The 20,504-nt window shown below is 50.8% G+C and carries 17 protein-coding genes; 1 reads left to right on the plus strand and 16 read right to left on the minus strand.

The window, feature by feature from the left end; genetic code table 11:
* Positions 1–250 precede the first annotated feature (250 nt).
* From purF to fabB, 12 genes are all read right to left on the minus strand, one after another.
* Complete coding sequence (purF, locus tag C6Y40_RS06715; RefSeq protein ID WP_105933926.1) at positions 251–1,771, minus strand: amidophosphoribosyltransferase; 1,521 nt, start codon at positions 1,769–1,771, stop codon at positions 251–253.
* A 13-nt stretch (positions 1,772–1,784) separates the two neighbouring features.
* Entirely contained in the window at positions 1,785–2,273 is a 489-nt protein-coding gene (locus C6Y40_RS06720) for a CvpA family protein (RefSeq protein WP_105933927.1), read from the minus strand.
* A 164-nt stretch (positions 2,274–2,437) separates the two neighbouring features.
* Positions 2,438–3,043: an SPOR domain-containing protein gene (locus C6Y40_RS06725; protein ID WP_105933928.1), complete on the minus strand. Its 606-nt coding sequence runs from the start codon at positions 3,041–3,043 to the stop codon at positions 2,438–2,440.
* A 14-nt stretch (positions 3,044–3,057) separates the two neighbouring features.
* A complete protein-coding gene (gene folC, locus C6Y40_RS06730; RefSeq protein ID WP_105933929.1) occupies positions 3,058–4,296 on the minus strand; it encodes a bifunctional tetrahydrofolate synthase/dihydrofolate synthase in 1,239 nt (412 codons plus the stop codon).
* A gap of 20 nt (positions 4,297–4,316) precedes the next feature.
* The gene (gene accD / locus C6Y40_RS06735) at positions 4,317–5,162 is read right to left on the minus strand and encodes an acetyl-CoA carboxylase, carboxyltransferase subunit beta (protein WP_105933930.1); all 846 of its coding nucleotides are present in this window, start codon (positions 5,160–5,162) and stop codon (positions 4,317–4,319) included.
* Between the two features lie 256 nt (positions 5,163–5,418).
* Positions 5,419–6,210, minus strand: a complete 792-nt coding sequence (gene truA / locus C6Y40_RS06740) for a tRNA pseudouridine(38-40) synthase TruA (RefSeq protein ID WP_105933931.1) — start codon at positions 6,208–6,210, stop codon at positions 5,419–5,421.
* Between the two features lie 140 nt (positions 6,211–6,350).
* Positions 6,351–7,757: a M28 family peptidase gene (locus C6Y40_RS06745; protein ID WP_105933932.1), complete on the minus strand. Its 1,407-nt coding sequence runs from the start codon at positions 7,755–7,757 to the stop codon at positions 6,351–6,353.
* A 317-nt stretch (positions 7,758–8,074) separates the two neighbouring features.
* Positions 8,075–8,287: a hypothetical protein gene (locus C6Y40_RS06750; RefSeq protein ID WP_146129516.1), complete on the minus strand. Its 213-nt coding sequence runs from the start codon at positions 8,285–8,287 to the stop codon at positions 8,075–8,077.
* Between the two features lie 25 nt (positions 8,288–8,312).
* A complete protein-coding gene (locus tag C6Y40_RS06755; RefSeq protein WP_105933934.1) occupies positions 8,313–11,768 on the minus strand; it encodes a FimV/HubP family polar landmark protein in 3,456 nt (1,151 codons plus the stop codon).
* Positions 11,769–12,180: 412 nt separating this feature from the next.
* The gene (locus C6Y40_RS06760; protein ID WP_105933935.1) at positions 12,181–13,197 is read right to left on the minus strand and encodes an aspartate-semialdehyde dehydrogenase; all 1,017 of its coding nucleotides are present in this window, start codon (positions 13,195–13,197) and stop codon (positions 12,181–12,183) included.
* A gap of 75 nt (positions 13,198–13,272) precedes the next feature.
* Positions 13,273–14,415, minus strand: coding sequence for a 4-phosphoerythronate dehydrogenase (locus tag C6Y40_RS06765; protein ID WP_105933936.1), 1,143 nt, complete (start codon positions 14,413–14,415; stop codon positions 13,273–13,275).
* A gap of 109 nt (positions 14,416–14,524) precedes the next feature.
* Positions 14,525–15,739, minus strand: coding sequence for a beta-ketoacyl-ACP synthase I (gene fabB, locus C6Y40_RS06770; protein WP_105933937.1), 1,215 nt, complete (start codon positions 15,737–15,739; stop codon positions 14,525–14,527).
* Between the two features lie 210 nt (positions 15,740–15,949).
* Here fabB and mnmC point away from each other — a divergent pair, with 210 nt between their 5' ends.
* Entirely contained in the window at positions 15,950–17,986 is a 2,037-nt protein-coding gene (gene mnmC, locus C6Y40_RS06775) for a bifunctional tRNA (5-methylaminomethyl-2-thiouridine)(34)-methyltransferase MnmC2/FAD-dependent 5-carboxymethylaminomethyl-2-thiouridine(34) oxidoreductase MnmC1 (RefSeq protein WP_240621867.1), read from the plus strand.
* A 2-nt stretch (positions 17,987–17,988) separates the two neighbouring features.
* Here mnmC and C6Y40_RS06780 read toward each other — a convergent pair whose 3' ends face one another.
* The 4 genes from C6Y40_RS06780 to C6Y40_RS06795 form a co-directional block, all read right to left on the minus strand.
* On the minus strand, positions 17,989–18,702 hold the full coding sequence (locus C6Y40_RS06780) for a FlgO family outer membrane protein (protein ID WP_105933938.1): 714 nt from the start codon (positions 18,700–18,702) through the stop codon (positions 17,989–17,991).
* Positions 18,703–18,704: 2 nt separating this feature from the next.
* The gene (locus C6Y40_RS06785; RefSeq protein ID WP_170308428.1) at positions 18,705–19,451 is read right to left on the minus strand and encodes a FlgO family outer membrane protein; all 747 of its coding nucleotides are present in this window, start codon (positions 19,449–19,451) and stop codon (positions 18,705–18,707) included.
* Between the two features lie 5 nt (positions 19,452–19,456).
* Positions 19,457–20,074, minus strand: a complete 618-nt coding sequence (locus C6Y40_RS06790) for a FlgO family outer membrane protein (RefSeq protein ID WP_105933940.1) — start codon at positions 20,072–20,074, stop codon at positions 19,457–19,459.
* Positions 20,075–20,184: 110 nt separating this feature from the next.
* On the minus strand, positions 20,185–20,481 hold the full coding sequence (locus tag C6Y40_RS06795) for a YfcL family protein (protein WP_105933941.1): 297 nt from the start codon (positions 20,479–20,481) through the stop codon (positions 20,185–20,187).
* Positions 20,482–20,504 lie beyond the last annotated feature (23 nt).

The raw sequence follows: 20,504 nt of genomic DNA on the forward strand, positions 1-20,504 counted from the left end.
CCTAAACCGCTTCCTGTTCGTCAGGCCAGCATTTTGCCTTCGGCTTCCTTCAGATTTCACCTCACGATGAACACCCTTGCCGTTCGGCTAGCACTTCCCCTTGCCGGGTGTGCAGAGGACTTCCACCTCCAAGTCATCAACTCACCACCACAGTGAGTCGAACAGTGCTAAAGCACTACGCGCCATGCCCGGCGCACCACCATTAAAAAAGCCGTTCATGTGAACGGCTTTTTAGTATCTGCGCTACCAGTTACGCTTCGAAGTTATGCATATCCAGGTTGGATAATTCAGCCTGAACAACCGGCGCCTTTCTGGCCTGATCGTTACGGGCCGCATCGATGCGTTCCAGGTATGCCTGGTCTACGTCACCGGTAATGTAGTTGCCATCGAATACCGAAGTTTCAAAGCGTGAAATTTGCGGATTCTCGTGCTGAACGGCAGCAACTAGGTCGGAGATATCTTGGAAGATCAGACCGTCAGCCTGGATCAAATCAGAAATCTGGTCAATCTCACGGCCATAGGCAATCAGTTCGTTAGCTGATGGCATATCGATACCGTACACATTCGGGAAACGAATCTCAGGTGCTGCAGAAGCGAAATAAACCTTCTTCGCGCCCGACTCACGAGCCATCTCGATGATTTGGCCGGAAGTGGTACCACGAACAATGGAATCGTCAACCAGTAGTACATTTTTGCCTTTAAATTCAGAGGAAATCGCGTTCAGCTTACGGCGAACCGATTTCTTACGCTGAGTCTGGCCAGGCATAATAAACGTACGGCCAATGTAGCGGTTTTTAACGAAGCCCTGACGATAAGGTAAATCAAGGGTAATGGCAATTTGTAGCGCCACATCCATAGAAGTTTCCGGAATTGGGATTACCACGTCGATATCAAGGTCGGCCCATTCCCGGGCAATCTTTTCACCGAGCTTTTTACCCATGTTTACGCGGGAGGCGTACACAGAAATACCGTCAATGAACGAGTCAGGACGGGCAAAGTATACAAACTCAAAGATACACGGTGAAGTCAGTGGCGTCTGGGCGCACTGTTGGGTGAACAACTCGCCCGCTTCGGTGATAAATACGGCTTCGCCCGGTGCTACGTCACGAATAAACTGAAAACCTACGGCATCCAGTGCAACACTCTCAGAGGCAACCATATATTCTTCGCCCATTTCGGTAATACGCTTGCCCAGCGCCAGCGGTCGAATACCATTGGGATCGCGAAATGCCACAACACCCAAACCAATAATTGCCGCCACACAGGCGTAAGCGCCGCGGGCTTTATTGTGAACATTAGTGACCACTTCGAAGATATCTTTGGGTGACACTGTCAGCCCGGTGGTCCGCTGTGATAACTCGTGGGCAAAAATGTTCATCAGAATCTCTGAGTCTGATGTGGTATTGATATGCCGGCGCGCTATTTTGGCGACTTCGATTTGTAAATCGAGGGCATTGGTGAGGTTACCGTTGTGGGCAAACGCCATCCCGAAAGGAGAGTTGACATAAAACGGCTGAGCTTCTGCGGAACTGGAAGAACCGGCAGTGGGATAGCGACAATGGCCAATCCCCATATTCCCAGTAAGGCGCTTCATATGACGGGTGTGAAACACATCCCGAACCAGTCCATTGTCTTTACGCAGATTAAATACACCGTTGTCGATCGTCATGATACCAGCCGCATCCTGACCACGGTGCTGTAAAACGGTTAAACAGTCATAGAGTGACTGAGCAACTGGTGTTTTACCAACTATTCCGACAATACCACACATGTAGGTTACCTATTTAAGCGGGAGTTAAAAAACTGGAGCTGTCTTTTACGTAACTAAAAAACCACTCAATAATCATTGCAAATTCCGGCACTAGCACCGACTCACCCCACCAGTCTGATGAGGCCGAAGGCGTAAATGTATCCAGGAAAAATAATAGCGCACTTACGATCAGAATGCCGCGCAATGCGCCGAAAACTGCACCGAGTGCTCTGTCGGTGCCAGACAGGCCGGTGGCCTGAACCAGTTGACTGATGGTGTAATTCAACAAGGCTCCGAGCAATAGTGTTGCCACAAAGAGAGCGGCGATGGCCGCGCCGTTACGGATAAGTTCGTCGCTGATGCGCGTGAAGTAAACGGCAAGGTCGGCATAAAACTGGCTGGCAACAAACATGGCAGCAAACCAGACTGCCAGTGATATAGCTTCTTTGACGAAGCCACGCACGAGACTGATTAGCGTGGAGAGCGCTATCACACCTAAAATCGTGTAATCCAGCCAATTCATTTGAAGATTCTTACCCGTCCTGTTAACGATGTGTCGGGCTGTAGAACCAAACCCCATCGCGTCAAATTCGCGCGCATTCTACCAGAAGTCAGCCTGATTACCAGTGCCGAAATTTTATCCAGTCACCGGCTGTCAACAATTCTGTCCTGAATGAGCCTGTTGATTTAGCTGTTTACACTGAAACGGGTTACTTTGCCTCGTAAGCCGGTTAATTCCTGAAGGTGAGATATGGCACCATCCAGTTCGCGTTTGTTCAGGTTGGGCCCTACAAATACTTTGGTTAACGGCCCGGAACTGGTTTCGATAGGCCGGCTGAACGCACGGTAACCCGCGCTTTCCAGCTTATCCAGTAATTGCTTCACGTTTTTCTGATGCCTGAAACTGCCTAGTTGAATCACCCAACTGTTATTTTGCTCAGATTCTTTCGGCGCTTCCACTACTGTCTGGCGCGCCAGATCATCATTAGGCGAATTATTCACCTGAGCCGTGCTGTCGCTGCTTGTCTCCGGCGCAGACTCAACCGGACTATCTGGCTCATCAACCGGCTTTTCGTTAACAATTTCAACCGGGCGCTGCGCAGAGGCCACCACCCGTTCATCAGGAAAAGGTTCAGGGTTTACAATAGGCTTCTTGGCTGGTGCCGCCGGAACATTAACAAACACGTCCCCGTTGCTGGATTTTTTACCGTCCAGCATGTCTGGTAATATGATTACCGCTACTGCTACCAAAATAACAGTGCCCACCAACCTGTTCTTTAACGCTGCCGCCACTAATTGTGATCCTGTTATGAGTTTTGTGTATTGTGCGGTAACGCCAGGATATCTGCAACTGTATGAAAAGAACCTACCACTAAAATAAGGTCTTCGCTTTGTGCATCCTGACGAGCAGCCTCATAAGCCTCGGTCACAGCCGGGAACAAACGCGTTGGGGTATTTTCAACGGCTGCCGCCAGTTTTTCTGCTGACAATCCACGAGGACCATGTGTTGAAGCAAAGTACCACTGCGGCGCGAAACGCTTAAAAGGGGCCAGCGAAGCCGCTGGCGCTTTGTCGTTGAGCATCGCCACCACAATATGTACCTGCTCAAATGTTTTGCTATCGAGCCACTCAGCGAGTGATTCGGTGGCCTGGGGGTTATGACCAACATCCAGATAGGTAGCCGGCTGTGAGGCAATCAGTTGACGACGCCCCGGCAACTGCGTATTGGCAACGGCCTGTTGCATGATCGCATCACTTACGATGAAACCAGCATGTTTGAGTATAGCCAGCGCCGTAGCGACATTGTTCAGCGGAATAGCGGTATCTGATAGTGCTAAAGTCTGCTCTGCAGCCCTAAAGGTAACAGCACCATCAGTACTGCGGGCAATACTAAATTCCTGATTCTGCCACCAGGCATCTGCATTCAGAGCCTTAACCGCCTCGCGCAGTGTATGCGGGGGCTCAGGTTCGCCAATCACTACTTTACCGCCATAGCGAATAATACCGGCTTTTTCTACGGCAATCTTTTCCCGCGTATCACCCAGCCAGTCCTGGTGATCAAGGCCAATACTGGTTATCACCGCGCAATCAGGGGTAATAATATTGGTGGCATCCAGCCGTCCGCCAAGACCAACCTCAAGCACAACCACATCGAGCTCTGCCGCCATCAACATCAACATAGCGGCCAGCGTACCAAACTCAAAATAAGTTAAGCTGATATCACCACGGGCTTGTTCCACTTGTTCAAAAGCATCACAAAAGGCATCAGCGTCGGGTAACGCACCGTTAATACGAACACGTTCACGGTAATCGAGTAAATGCGGTGAGCTGTATACGCCCACTGTCTGGCCTTCAATTAACAAGGCATTCTCAATCAGTGCAGACGTAGTGCCCTTGCCATTGGTACCACCAACGGTGATAACCCGGGCGTCGAAACGAAGATTAAGCCGAAGGGCTACTTCATTTACGCGGTCCAGTCCCATATCAATAGCGCTGGGATGAATGGACTCAAGATACTCGAGCCATTCCGGCAGTGTTTTACGCATAGGAATTGAAAAGCCCTGAATTAATCAGGGCGATGTAATTTGGCCAGCACACCGTACAGCTTATCGCGCATTTCACGACGATCCACAATCATATCGATAGCGCCTTTTTCCAGCAGAAACTCGCTGCGCTGGAAGCCTTCAGGCAGTTTTTCACGAACAGTCTGTTCGATAACCCGTGGGCCGGCAAAGCCGATTAAAGCTTTGGGTTCGGCTACGTTAATATCGCCGAGCATCGCTAAACTGGCCGATACGCCGCCCATGGTCGGGTCGGTCATCACTGAAATATAGGGCAATCCTTTTTCGCTCAGTTTGGCCAGCGCCGCTGAGGTTTTAGCCATTTGCATCAACGACAGCAACGCTTCCTGCATTCGTGCACCACCACTGGCGGAAAAACATACCAGCGGGCAATTAGCGGCAATGGCCGCATTCACTGCAGCAACAAAGCGAGCGCCAACCACTGACGCCATAGAACCACCCATAAACGCAAACTCAAAACTGGCAACCACAATCGGCATGCCTTTCAGTTTGCCCTGCATAACGATTAACGCATCTTTCTCGTTAGTCGACTTCTGAGCTGCGGTAATACGATCTTTATAGCGCTTGGAGTCTTTAAACTTCAGCACGTCCTGCGGCTCAAGGTCACCGGCTAGCTCCTGACGGTCTCCGGCATCGAGGAACGCATCCAGACGACGGCGGGCACCAATACGCATATGGTTGTCACATTTAGGACAAACTTCCAGTTGCTTTTCCAGGTCCTGCTTATACAGCACGGCCTGACAGCCATTACATTTCGTCCATATACCTTCAGGAACGTTACCTTTGGTAGAAGTTTGTGTCTTTGGAAGAATTTTTTGTATCCAGCTCATGCCAGAGATGTCCTTTTAGCTAACCTGTTACACCCGGCTTTTTATACTTGTTCGTGCCCGGCACAGGATGATGAAATAATAAACGATGGATTATATCCGCATATGGCGACATATTAGAGCATATTCAACGCAATAGCGAAAAATAAAACTGGTCTAAGAAGTACGAATATTTATACGTATAAACGGCTTTATTGGCATGGCCTAATGAATTTTGCTGTTAATTTCGTCAAAGGCCTGCCAGACAACCCGACGACGCTTAATTGTCCGGCAAAAACAGTGGGCCCAGCATTGCTCGCGGCAAACCGTAGGAGGCGGGATAATCCACATCCACCAGATATAAACCGTTGGGCTTTGCTGTAGCAGCGGCCTGCGTGCGGTCTTTGCCAACCAGCAAGGTAGCAATCCAGTCGAGAGGCTGATGGCCGCTGCCAATTTCTACCAGCGAACCCACAATATTACGCACCATGTGATGTAAAAATGCATTGGCACTGATATCCACAATCACATAGCAGCCCTGGCGGGTAACGGTGACTTTGGTGACATTTCTAAATGGCGTTTTAGACTGGCAAAGCGATGCTCTGAAAGCGCTGAAGTCCTGCTCACCCAGTAATGCCTGAGCCGCCTCATGCATGCGTTTTTCGTCCAAATCGCGGTGCACATGGGTCACCCCGTGGTGCAAAATTGCCGGGCGCATTTTGTGGTTATAGATGATGTAACGATAACGCCTGCCAGTAGCCGAAAACCGCGCATGAAAGTCATCACTGACCTCAGTACACCACTTCACGGCAACGGAATCTGGCAGATTTGCATTAACACCCATGGTCCAGGCTTTGAGTGGACGCGCTACATCACAGTCGAAATGCACCACCTGACCGGTTGCGTGAACGCCTGCATCGGTTCGTCCGGCGCACTGCACCTCAATAGTGGTGTTGGCGACTGTCGACAACGCTTTTTCTAAATAGCCCTGCACACTGGGCACTTCCTGCTGTCGTTGCCAGCCAAAGTGCTGGGCACCATCATATTCAATACCAAGGGCTATTCGGGTCATGTCTTCTGTTGCTTTGCGTTGCTATGAGGCGCGTAAGTTTACGTAAAGCGAAGCCGTTGGGCAATCCGGATAAACAGGAAGATTGGCATTTGCCGGCAAGTATTCAGGGCAAAGCAACTGCTCTGCCCCGCTGACTTACTTTACTGACGGTAGTCCACGCCACTGTTTGCGGCGTACCAGGCAAACAGGGTGTAAATGGTGGTATTCACTTTCAGGGCGTCCTGATCCACCTTATCGAGGGTGTCGTTTTCGGTGTGATGGTAGTCGAAATAATCGAGGCCATCCGGAGCAAAGTTAAACGCCGGCTGACCCGCTTCGCCCAGCAAGCTCATGTCCGACTGGCCTTTGGCAGTATTAGTACTTGCCAATCCAACGCCCATAGGAGCCAGATAGTTGGCAAAGTCACGCACAGAGGCCAGCGCCTGAGGCCCTACTCCCGGCTCCAGCTCATAAATGCGTCCGTTGCCGAAATCCCACTCGGCGCCAAGCATATGTTGCGACATGTCTGCTTTGTGTTGGGCCACATAATCGCGCACACCTACCAGCCCAATTTCTTCAGCCGCGAACAAAATAACCCGAATAGTACGCGCCGGACGCTGCTCCATTGTGGCAATGTAATGTCCGGCCGCCAGCACGATGCCAATACCAATACCATCATCAATAGCACCGGTACCTACGTCCCAACTGTCGATATGCGCGCCCAGTGTAATCAGCTCGTCAGGGGTTTCAGCGCCGGTCACCTCACCAATAACATTAGCAATAGTGACAGTGTCCCCTGTTGGGCCGCTGGCGCTGGTGTTTAATGAAAACGTGACAGGCTGCTCACGGCGTAACATATTTTCCAACAAATCCGCATCAGGGTTAGATAGGGCCACCGCCGGTATTTTTGCTATACCTTCTTCGTAGCGCATCATCCCGGTGTGACCAATACGGTCGGTGTCTGTACCTACCGAGCGCATAATAAACGCCAGCGCACCTTTTTTGGCCGCTGCCGAGGCGCCTGCCACTCTGGCACCAACCGCTTTACCATAGCCATGACCATCAATATGGCGTTCCATACGGTAACCAACATAAGCAATCTTGCCTTTAAGACTTCCCTCCGGCGCAGCCTGTAGTGCGGTTAAATCGTCAAAATAGGCCACTTCGGCGTTAATTGCCTGGCCATTGGTACCTACACTGCCGCCCAGTGCGATAGCTACCACTTTGTGGGGGTAAGGCGCGGTGATGCTGGCCGTGAGATCGCCTCGCTGCCACAGTTGCGCCTGGCTTTCCTCAACCCATACTTTATCGAAACCCAGTGCCTTCATTTTCGCCATGGCCCAGTCGGTTGCCGCATCGGCTCCCGGCGTGCCAACCATTCTGGCCCCCACTTCAGTGGTTAAGGACTCTACAATGTCATAAGAAAGGGTGGATGAACTAACATCCTGTTTAATGATGTCGAGTACTTCGGTTTGCACTGTCTGCCGCGCTTTGATACTCGGTGATGCCAGCCCGATGGCAGTTAGACCAATTGCCGCGGCTAACAGGGTGACTAATTTATTTTTCATTATTATCAGCGTCCATCGTTTGAAGTGTTATTTCCCGAATTTATTGTGCGCCAAATATAGAATGTAAAGAACGCCAATGCCACGACTGGCCGAAAAATTATGATGAAGGAAAAGGCGGTCTACTTTGGTAGCGTTAATTTTGGTAAGTACGCTTCAGGGCATCCGGTAGAGGGTGGTAAGTTCACCATCTGAACTTTTGAACGTAAACGTTTCAGCGGTTAGCTCAACGATTTCATCACACCAGAACTCACCAACGAAGTCGGTGATGGGGCTGGATTCGGTAATGGTAAGACAGGAAAAAGTGCCGAACTTAACCTTTACCTCGTAATCGGCCCGTACTTTATAGCTGAAATCAGTTTCAGGATAAGTGCCCCACGATACCAGCGTGCCATCATCCCGTAGCCCCAGAAAGTGTTGCCGCCATCTTCAGAATTGCCCCAGGTGCCAACCAGTAGTGAAGTATCTATCTGTCTGGCAAAGGTTCCGCAGGCAAAACTCAGTAACATCCCGCAGACAAATAATTTCATCATTGGTTTAACCATTACATTGCCTGCACTACAAGGTATCGATGAGTTTTTGGGCTTCTGCCTGTTGCGCTTCAGAGCCTTTGTTCATGACTTCTTCAAGCAGCTCTTTAGCGGCTTCCGGATCATCCATTTCAATGTAAACCCGGGCCAGGTCGAGGTTAGCGTTCTGTCCCGCATCTTTATCGATATCAAATACGTCATCGTCGTCGCTGACGCCGCTGAATTCAGACAAACTGACATTGAGGTCCAGATCTTTTTCATCTTCGGCCTCCGGCACATCGTCGGCCTGGGCCATGAGGGTTTCTACATCAACGTAGTCTTCCTCGGGCGTTGCAGGCTCTTCTGCCACCGGCTCAAAGCCTGAAGATTCTTCTTCTGTACTTTCTGGCTGTTCACTGAATAGCGCATTTAAATCAAGGTCTGGATTATCCAGTGCCAGCTCTTCGATTTCCTCTTCTGGCTTAGCTTCGTCCTCGTTATCAATGGCACCGAGCAACTCATCAAATTCGCTTTTATCCAGCTCATCCAGAATGGCTGCCTCTTCACCTGAATCGCTGTCGTGAAGCCACTCATCGAGGCCCGGCACATCCTCAAGCTCATCGAAATCACCCGGGCGACTGGAGCGCTCTTGCTGAGATTCGCTCTCTCCCGGTAATACGCCATCCTGCTCTTGTTCAAGTTCGAAGCTATCGATTTCACTCTCAAAATCATCCAGTGCCTGTCCGAGAATATCGTCATCGATATCATCTGACTGCTCTGTTTCAGTTGATTCTGTTTCACCGGATAACGACGGAATGTCATCCATCATCTGCCGATCAAATTCGGCCAGGGCTTGGTCTAATGCATCATCACTCAGATCGTCACTGCTATCAGTATCTTCAGTTGTCTCTGGCTCTGGCTCTGTCTCTGGCTCTGGCTCTGGCTCTGGCTCTGGCTCTGGCTCTGGCTCTGGCTCGGCAGTGTCGATGTCTGGTAATTCCGGTTCAAGCTCTTCAGATAGTTCATCAGGCGTTTCTTCGGTGGTATCTTCCACCGTGACCTCTTCATCCGGGCTGCAAGCGGGTTCCGAGCTATCCAGTTCATCGAGTTCTTCAGTCAGCGCCTGGGTTTGTTCATCCTCATCGCCAGCATCATTTCCTTCGTTTTCTTCGGCACTCAATTCAGCCAGCAGGTCATCTGTTAACGGGTCGTCAAAATCTTGATTGTCTTCAGCCAGCGCTTCATCGATGTCAGACGTTTGCTCTTCATCCGGGGTAAGTGATGCCTCATCAGCTTCAACTTCCACCACATCATCATCTTCTTCGCTTTGCTCAAGTTCACTGAGCAACTCACGAGTGAGGTCATCCTCAAGGTCTGATTCATCGACGTCATCAGTCCCGGCATCCAGCGACGAGTCTTCCTTTCCTTCATCGTTTTCTGGCTCGTCTTCTGGGTCACCTTCAAGCTCTTTCAGCAGTTCGTCGGTTAAATCGTCACTGACTTCCCGCTCAAACTGCGCTTCATCGAATTCGTCTTCGCCTGATTCGGCAGTAGTTTCATCTGTAGCGACGTCTTCCGGTAACTCGGCTTCGAGTTCTGCCAGTAACTCATCGGATAACGGATCGTCAAAGGCATCGGCATTTTCGATGTTATCAAAATCTATTTCATCGAGATCGTCGGTGATGTCATCAATACTCTGCAGTTTTGACTCATCACTCTCGGCGCTTTCAGATGCGATGGCGTCGTCCAGCAGATCGCCCTCTTCGTCATCGTCATCATCCAGGTCGCCCGCTAAATCACCCATCATTTCGATTTGGTCAATCTCACTGATGATGCTGTCAGTCAGGCGGTCGAGAGCCTGTGATTGCTGGGTGATTTCATCATCCAGTTTTTCGAGCATTTCTTCGCCTACCGGGCCATCGTCTACCGGCAGGTTGGCTTTTTCTTCTTCGCTGAGTTTATTTTCTTCCAGCAAATCATCGATTGAGATTTCCGGAGCTTCTTCCTCGTCGGTTCCGCTGGATTCTGCAGCTTTTGGGGCGCCTTGTTGTGCCGCTAAAATGGCATCGATATCATCGGCATCAGTAATATCGCCGCTGTCATCTTCGGCATCTGAGGTAGGTTCCGGCGCGGTATCTGTCTGATAAACCTGCTCCGGATCATCAAGTAACGCGGCCAGCTCTTCGTCTGAAGTTTGCTCTGGTTCTTCTGGTTCATCTTCTACAGCTTCTTCTGAGAAATCGGCCAGGTCGTCATTGCCTTCATCCTGGTCGAAGTTATCGAGTAAGTCATCATCATCCGACAGATCGATGGCCTCACCAGACTCCTGATTACTGAACTCATCATCAAACAGACTATCAAGGTCGTCCTGATCCAGTGCAGAGTCACCTTCCTCGAAGGACTCTTCCTTGGACTCATCCGGCACCAGCATGTCATCGTTAAGATCAGCAAAGCTGTCGTCGTCATTGAGTGACTCTTCCAGTTCTGTCGACAACACGTCATCGAGCAGATCGTCATCGTTGAACAGCTCTTCATCCGACAGCTCATCATCACCAAGCTCAGACTCCAGAGCAGTGGACAGATCGGCAATGCCCTCCTCAGGTTCAGGCGCAGACTCTTTTGGCGGCAGGGTAATTTCTTCTTCAGGCTTTGACTTGCGTTTCATTAACCACACAATCAGCCCGGCAATGGCAGAAAACGTTAATAAACCGGTTCCGGCTATAAGTGCCATGGGGCTGGTGAGGGCTTCCATAAACGAATTTGACTGCTCGGCTTCTTTAGCGGCCTTTTCGCTTAAAATCAGTTCTCGCAACTCACGCTGTAATGCCAGTTGCTCATCCACCTTCACTTCAACTTCATCATCAACGCGACCGCGCAAGGCACTAAGGTCTTCATTGATTTTCTCGATGCGTTCGTAAAGCTTACGATTATCGTCTAACAGCATCTGCACACTGTCGATAGAGGCGGCAAATTGATCACGCAGTTGTTCAAACTGACGGGCCTGAGAGGCATCAATCTGGCTGAGCTGTTGCTCCAACTGAGTTTTGGTTTGTGTCAGGTCATCCTGATTAACCAGGGGCACCGGTGGTTTAAGGTTATTCAGGCTGTCGCCGGGTTGACTCGCCATGCGGGCAAAGGCGGCGTCATCGGCTTCGGCTTTTTGACGGGCTTTCTCTTTATCGATACGGGCGATGTAACGTTCGGATGGAAGCTTTAATGTTGCTCCATCTACCATCAGATTCAGGTTGTTTTGTTCAAAGGCATCGGGGTTAAGTTCATAAATTGCCACCATCACCTGGTAAATAGACAGGTTAGGATTTTGACGATAGCGGCTGGCTACCCGCCACAGGGTATCGTTGCCGTCGATAGGCCCGAAGACAACGCCAGAATACTGGTTAGTTGCGTCTTTTGGCCCTCTGAGAGGCGTATTTTGTGCGGCAACCGGATAGCTGACTAAGCTGATCAACATCATCAGTAGTAAGCAGCCGGTTAAATGCAATTTCATAGCGTTCCTTTTTTGCCCTCAAGCGTCATGTGCCGGATGTCATCATCACGTTTCACATTCGCGGTGCCAGCCCTTACATTAGCGCGCTAAGGCTGGCCTGTTTGTTGTTATGTTGGCAATTTTCCCCCGTAACTGCTGCGGGGACGGCTTTGGTGAATAACCTTGACAGGTTTATTTCACCTTGCTTCGTTGTAAGCCTTTGTCAGCCAGTTTATGGCTCTTTTCACTTAGTAAAATATAAACCAGTTGCCCGGGTCGATCTAGAAAATGTTGCAGCCTGATGACCTTTAAGGCGTATTTATAGACCTAAGTCTAAAAGCAGCCAACGCTAAAACCAACAAAAGCGGGAACCAGCCCGCTTTTGTGTTATCGACCAAATTGGTCAGAAGTTTAGAACGCCCAGCGTGTTAGCTTACAAATAATCGCGAACCAGTGTTTCTGCTATCTGTACGCTATTAGTCGCAGCACCCTTACGGATGTTGTCAGACACGACCCACATGTTGATACCGTTTGGATGGGTAATATCGTTGCGAATACGCCCAACGTGGACTTCGTCGTTACCACTGGCACTGCTTACCTGGGTAGGGAACTCTTCGCGGGTTTCGTATACCTTTACGCCCGGCGCATTGGCCAGCAGTTGCTTCACTTCTTCAGCATCGATTGGCTGACGGGTTTCAATGTGGATGGCTTCACCATGACCAAAGAACACCGGTACACGAACCGCTGTAGGGTTAACCAGAATGGTGTCGTCACCCATGATTTTCTTGGTTTCCCAGGACATTTTCATTTCTTCTTTGGTGTAATCATTGTCCATAAAGACATCGATTTGCGGGATCGCATTAAAAGCGATCTGGCGGCTGAAGGCTTCCGGCGTGATTTCACGCGAGCTCAGCAGATCGGCTGTTTGCTTAGCCAGCTCTTCCATAGCAGATTTACCCGCACCTGAAACAGACTGATAAGTACAAACGTTAATGCGCTCAATGCCCACAGCGTCCTGGATTGGCTTTAACGCCACCAACATCTGAATGGTAGAACAGTTCGGGTTGGCAATGATATTACGGTTACGGAAATCTGCCAGCGCGTGAGCGTTGACTTCCGGCACTACCAGCGGGATATCCGGCTCATAGCGGTAATGTGAAGTGTTATCAATCACGATACACCCGGCTTCTGCGGCGCGTGGGGCAAATTCTGCCGACACACTGCCACCAGCAGAGAAGAAACCAAACTGCACCTGGGTCCAGTCAAATTCTTCGGCGTCCAGCACTTCTACTTCTTCGCCCTTAAACGTAATCGTACCGCCGGCAGAACGTTTACTGGCTAACGGATACAGTTTTGCAACCGGAAACTTCCGTTGTTCCAGAATTTCAATCATGGTCTGACCAACCAGACCGGTGGCACCAAGAACGGCAACGTTAAAGGCTTGTGACATAGTAGGTTAAGCTCCTAATACTCTAACTTGGCAGGTATCTGCCCTTTAAAAAAACTGACTTTTTCTGTTCTGTCGTTATTTTAGGTTAAAGCCTAATTTTGCAAGTTGCGTTGCAATCGCTGAGTCCGGTTGCTGCGAACATTCAACCTTATGACCGGCTAATTCGCGTCGAACTCTGTACTGTTTTCGCATGGCAGTGAAACTCGTTGGCCCTGCCAGCCCCTTACGAAAATGATTATTGTCTTCTTTTACATCGTATACCGACAGCACGAGTGCTATGGCGGGGGCGAGATTGTCGCCTTGATCGCTACATAATTCAAGGTCTACGTGTAAATTTGGCCGTTCGGGTAAAAAATCATCCAGTGATTTCTCGGGTGTTTGTCCGGCAAGATCACAAATGGCCTCATATACCATCTGGGTACCGGAGTATTTACCTTCCAGAGTATGCCCGGCTATGTGCGGTGTCGCGAGCCACAGGTACTGCAGCAAATCGGCATCAATATCCGGCTCATTGGCAAACACATCCAGCACTACCGTAGGACCATCGCCCGCCATTAAACGCTGCTTTAACGCCACCTCATCTATGACCTCGCCACGACAGGCGTTGATAAGCAATTGCTTAGCACTCAAACCGGCCAGCACCTCTGCATCGATCATTTTATCGGTGGGGAAAGCTCCGTTTTGCACAAAGGGAACATGCAAAGTAATTACGTCGCAGTTCAGAATAGTCAGCCAGTCAGTAAAAGGGCGTTCATCACCCTGCTCTGCCAGCGGCGGGTCATACAACACATACTCGATGCCGAGAACGTCGAGTAAGCGCGATAATGCACTGCCTACGTGGCCAGCCCCAACAATGCCTACCCGGGCGCGCTTTAGGTCAGTAATGTCTTCGAGGTGCGCATTACACAGCACACTTAGCACGTACTCAGCCACGGCCTGTGCGTTACATCCGGCCGCCGACATCCAGTAAATCCCCTGCGCATCCAGGTAGCGGGTATCCAGATGATTAATCCCCGCCGTTGCCGTACCGACCAGAGTTAGCCGATTAGCACAATTAAGCAATTCAGGCGTCACCCGGGTAGTCGAACGCACAGCCAGTACGTCAAAATCTACCAGTTGCTCAGGCGTTAGCGTGCCAACGTCATAACCTGAAGCTTCACCAAAGCTGCCAAAATATTCTGCTGCCAGCGGCAACGAGTTTTCGTAACGTATTTTCATGGGGTAGGAGTTTATCGTAAGTTCGCGGGGAACCGAAAAACTATTCAGTGCGGTTTAACAACAAATGGGAATAACAGCCGGAGCGGTCGCTCCGGCTGAATAACTGCGCTTATTTTTCGAAGCGTTTCATTACCAGCGACGCATTGGTACCACCAAAGCCGAAGCTGTTTGACATTACGGTGTTCAGCGTGGCTTCACGGGTAGAGGTTACCACGTCAAGGCCTGCCGCCGCTTCGTCAAGGTTGTCAATGTTGATCGACGGCGCAATAAAGCCGTGCTTCATCATTAACAGGCTGTAAATGGCCTCGTTAACCCCTGCAGCACCTAAAGCGTGACCTGTCAGCGATTTGGTTGAGGCCAGCGGTACACCGGATTGACCGAAGACTTCCTGAATGGCAGCTAACTCTTTTACGTCACCTACAGGTGTGGAAGTACCGTGGGTATTGAGGTAATCGATTGGATCGTCAACGCCTTGTAGCGCCATTTGCATACAACGCACAGCACCTTCGCCGGATGGTGCAACCATGTCGTAACCGTCAGAGGTCGCGCCATAGCCGACTATTTCTGCATAGATCGTGGCACCGCGGGCCAGAGCGTGCTCAAGCTCTTCAACCACAACCATACCGCCACCGCCAGAACTAACAAAACCGTCGCGGTCTGCGTCGTAGGTGCGTGATGCGGTTGCCGGGTCGTCATTGTACTTTTTCGACAATGCACCCATGGCATCAAACTGACCAGACAATGCCCAGCTCAGCTCTTCACCGCCCCCGGCAAATACCACGTCCTGCTTACCCAGTTGGATAAGTTCCATTGCGTGACCAATACAGTGAGCACTGGTGGCACAGGCTGAAGAAATTGAATAGTTAACGCCTAAAATTTTAAATGGCGTGGCCAGACAAGCAGAAACGGTTGAGCCCATGCAACGCGGCACCATATAAGGGCCTACACGCTTCACGCCTTTTTCGCGGATCACGTCTGCTGAGCCGACCTGGTTTTTGGACGAACCACCACCAGAACCCGCTACAATACCGGTACGAATATTTGATACCTGCTCTTCGCTAAGGCCGCTATCTTCAATAGCTTGTTTCATGGCCACGTAAGCATAAGCGGCCGCGTCGCCCATGAAGCGCATTACTTTACGGTCGATATGCTCGCTGAAATCGATATCGACGTTGCCCCATACCTGGCTACGCATGCCCATTTCTGCAAACTCTTCGGAAAAGGTAATACCAGATTTGCCTGCTTTGAGTGAGGCGGTAACTTGTTCTTGATTTATGCCGATACTGGATACAATACCCAGCCCTGTAATAACTGCTCTTCTCATAATTATCCTTTTGCGTTAGTGCCGCATATGGTAATGATTTTATGACACTAAGTGGTCTGCTCTTTTGCGACCCTGTTCTACGTGATTTGGTAGCAAATTTCCACCTCAATCCGAGAATTTTACCATTGTAGTGTATTTCGACCGCGATGTCGGCTTCAGGTTCGATTTCTGTTATGCGTTTACTAATACTGTTATTATAGCCCGCTTTCAATGATTAACCCGAAACACCACGCCATGAGTAAACGCCTGCAATCTGCCAACGTCCATTTTAACCAGTCCGGAACGCCCGTGGCAGACAGCTTTGATGATGTCTATTTTTCTAACGACAGCGGTTGTGATGAAACCCGGCATGTGTTCATTAACGGAAACGATCTCGCTGAGCGCTGGTTAAACTGGCAGGCAGCGCACTTTATCATTGCCGAAACCGGTTTTGGTACCGGTCTTAACTGCATTATTGCCATGCAGCAGTTTAAACAATTCAGAGCCGCTAACCCCGGGCATCCGCTTAAACGGCTATTTATTCTCAGTACCGAAAAGTTCCCGCTGGCAGTAGCCGACTTACAGCATGCGCTAGCGGTTTTCCCGTCGGTCAGCGAAGAAGTCCATGCCCTGGTTGAACAATATCCTCCCGCGCTTAGCGGCTGTCATCGCATGAATTTCGATGCCTGGCAAACCAGTATCGATTTATGGCTGGGGGACGTGCACGAACTGCTCCCACAATGGCACTGCCCGCAAGACGGTCTGGTGGATGCTTGGTTCTTAGACGGCTTTGCGCCCAGTAAGAACCCGGAAATGTGGACCGAGGCATTATTTAGTCAGATGTCTCGCTTAAGTAAAACCGGCGCCACCCTGGCTACCTTTACCGCCGCGGGAGTGGTTAAGCGCGGTTTAAAAGAAGCCGGCTTTGAGATAGCCAAACGCAATGGCTTCGGCCGTAAGCGCGATATGCTCACCGGCATTCTGGCCAATCCCCCCGCTAACCGGGTTAGCACGCCCTGGCATTACCGGTATCCCGATACGCCTGCCAACCCGACGCAACATATCGCTATTATCGGTGCCGGCCTTGCCGGTTCCACCCTGGCGTTGGCGCTGTGCCAACGTGGTATCCGGGTAAGTCTATTTGGCCAGGCCCCTGCCCCCGCCGACGGAGCCTCAGGCAATCAGCAAGGCGGTTTTTATCCGCAACTTCAGGCCGACCAGAGTAACCCGGCTATGATCCAGGCTCATGGCTTTTTATACGCCAGACGCTACTATGATGCCCTTGCGGAAAAAGGACTGAGCTTTACCTGGCAATCCTGCGGTGTACTGCTGATGGGATTCAGTAAAGAAGTGCAAAAGCGCCAGCAAAATCTGCTGCAAAAAGATTTGTGGCCAGCGCAGCTCATCCAGCCGGTAACCGCCGAAGAGGCCACCAAAATTAGCGGCATTGATATTCACGGCGAAGGCCTTTTTGTACCACAAGGCGGCTGGTTATGCCCCGCCGAGGTGGTTGCCGCTCAGCTTGAAGCGGCTCGCAAAACCGGCTTACTCAGTGAATTTTATAATCAGCGCGTGACGTTATCGGAAGATGGCAGGAACGTAGCGCTTCTTGGAGATGGCATACAAATTCGCGCAGACCGGGTGGTGATTGCCGCTGGCCATGAATGTGCCGAAATGGCCGAGCTGACCCATTTACCGCTACGACCGGTGCGCGGCCAGGTCGAGGCAATTCCCGAACAAGCTCCGCTAAACGAGTTAAAAACCGTATTTTGTCATAAAGGTTACTTAACCCCGGGCTGGAATGGCCGTCATGCCCTTGGTTCAACCTATGTAAAAGGTGATACCAGCACCACCCGCAGAAAGGAAGAAAGTGAGCAGAACCTGGCCACTCACGCCAAAGCATTGGCAGGCTATGATTGGGCTCAGTCGATTGAGCACGATGGTACTGCAAGGGCGTCGATACGCCTGGGCAGTGCCGATCATCAACCCGTGGTAGGCGCGGTTATCCCGCCGCAGAAAACCACCGAGCGCTATCGTGATTTGTATAAAGGTAAGCATAACAGTCAGTATGAAGTGGCTACCGATGAACAGGCGTTGCTGGTGCTAACCGGACTGGGCTCCCGAGGGTTAACCACGGCCCCGCTGATGGCGGAAATACTGGCCAGCCAGCTTTGTCATGAGCCATTGCCAATGAGCGAATCATTATTGCAGGCGCTGGCGCCAGAAAGATTTATGCTGCGCACTTTTAAGCGCCCGCCGGAAGCTTAAGTTTATTCGGTATCCAGCACTGGAGCCATGGGCACCAGGGACGTTACCACAAATGCAGGAATAAACACGTTGGCACTGGCCACTACCCGCTGTTGGTCGATAGAAATGATCCGCGCATTCACATTCACGCCGCGCGGCTGTTCTATCAGCGTACCGGTGAGGATATGATCCATTTCCATCCGTTTAGCAATACGCCGACCTTCCCGACTTAGCGCCAGATCGCCATAATCAGTCACATCAAGGCTATTTGCCAGTTTGAAATCCACCACGCCAAGACCGTATTGTTGCAACTCGGCAATCAGGTATTCAGACAGCTGATTGCCCAGCACGGTGGTTTCCCGTAACGAACGGTTAAGGCGCACAAAACTGGCGATACCAATTAGCTCATCGGTATTCAACTGCACCGAACCGTCCATTAGCGCCATAGCCAGGCTGGCTGCGTAGTCATTTAGTGCCTTGTGGGTCATGCCCGGTGTGAAGCCGGTTTGCAGTGGATCCTGATAACCCCGCACATTTTGCTGAACCCGGTACATTTCTATATCACGCGAATCCGGCCGGTACTCAAGGCCACTGTCTTCTGGCGGGCGTACCTGAGTCTGCCCGGCCGGCGGCGGCACCTCATCATCGTTGCCAAACCAGAAATAACCACTTTTAGGCTGGCCGGCACAACCGCTCAGCGCCATTGCGCACACCAAACAGGCCAAGAACTGACGCATGATTACCCCCGGCTTAATTTAACACCATCACGCATACCGCCGCGCTCACTGCCATCACTGGGGATCAGCGCGTCTGCCACGTAAAACGGGATGAGCATTTGTGCGCTGGCGACTACCGCACGCGATTGAATACCAATAATGCGGGCATTCACCATCACGCCGCCCTGATGCTTAGCCATGGTGCCGGTTAAGACATATTCCATGGGTAAACTGGCATCGAGCTCCAGGTAATCGCGGGTAAGCACAAAGTCGCCCTCTTCGGTAATGCGAATAAAGTCAGTGGCTTTGTAATCGATTACCGGAATGCGGAATTTATGCAGTTCGTGCACAAAGGATTCGGCCATTTGCTGACCAAGTAAATTGGTTTGCTGCAGATCCGAGTCCAGCAACGCGAAATGGGTGACTCCCACCGGCGTTTTATTGGTAACGTATTCCATGTTGGCAATCAGGTCCTGTGTCAGGGCCTTGACGTAATCGCCCACATGCTTGGTTAAGGGACGGCCTTTATAAGCCCCCTGAACACTGGAATATAACGGTGGCTGGCCCAGTGCACCAAAGCTATCGACGTCTTCAGCCGTCATCGGCTGATGATTTGAGCGATCGGCTGCAGTGATGTCCACCACATTAAGCGATGGCATTTTTTCAGGCTGAGTGGTTTGCACCATTTCCTCATCCATACTCTGACAGCCTGCCGTGGCGGCTGCCACCAGAAGTATGCCAAGTCGTGTTGCCCTTACTGCCCTTTGCATAATGATTACCCTTTATTCTCTGTACGATATAGCCGGCCATTACGGGTTGTCACCTGCTCATCCAGCCAAAACAATTCTGCCGGGAAAAAGCGCGTTGCAGCTGCTACCACATCGCGGGTCCGGGCGTTAATAATGCGCGCGTTAACCATTGCCCCTTCCTGCTGATAAACCAGCGTACCGGTAATGAAAAAATCGACCCGCTCCATGGCAGATAGCTGGCCGATATCGCGCGACAGCACCCTGTCGGACTTTTCTCCTACTATTATATCGTTCGTCAGCTTAAACTCTTGAGCGGTAAATCCACGTTTTGTGGCTTCGGTAAGGATCCCTTCTTCAAGCTGATGACCGAGCAGTTGCAACGGATGCTGAAAGGTCTCGTCGTAGGTCAGAGAGTCCACCGGCACAAAACCCGTCACCGCATAGCGGGTTTGCCGGGCCGGGCGAACGTTGGCAAACAGTTCGTTGGCCAGCACATAGGTGTGATACTCCACATTGCCAAGCGCTGGCACCGGCACCTGGTCGTTGGTCATTTCCATGACCGGCGTCCCAGAACTGCAGCCGCCAAGCAAACTGGCTCCCAGCAAGGTAGTAAAAATAATGGTTCGCAAAGAGTATTGACGCATAATCGGATCCAACCTGAGTTAACAGTTCAGTTTTGCAATTATCGCACCAGATTACTTTTCTTGATTTAACGCGGTTTTATAGCCAAAAAGCGGCAAAGACCTGCCACCCGTTAAAGGTCATTCAGCAATTTTTGCCACAATGCCGCCACCGCTTGCTGATCGGCGGATTCCAGTTCGTTATTGGCAAAAGCCTGCTCGAGACTTTGCTGCATAGTTTGACTGAGCTTCTGTACTGAGGCTGACTCATCAAGCTCCAGCTTGCGGGCCTCTACGGCAAAATGCCCCTGCAGGTAGCTGGCGATAAACAGCTCGTCGTCACTGCCGTGATCAACCACACCATCCAGTGCGCTATCAATTTTTTCCACCGCCGTGACAAATTCATCGCTGGCTTTAACCTGTTGTTGCATAGTGTCTCGCTTACTATTTTGTT

This window comes from Marisediminitalea alba (assembly GCF_002993365.1).
GTDB classification, from domain to species: Bacteria; Pseudomonadota; Gammaproteobacteria; order Enterobacterales; family Alteromonadaceae; genus Alteromonas; species Alteromonas alba.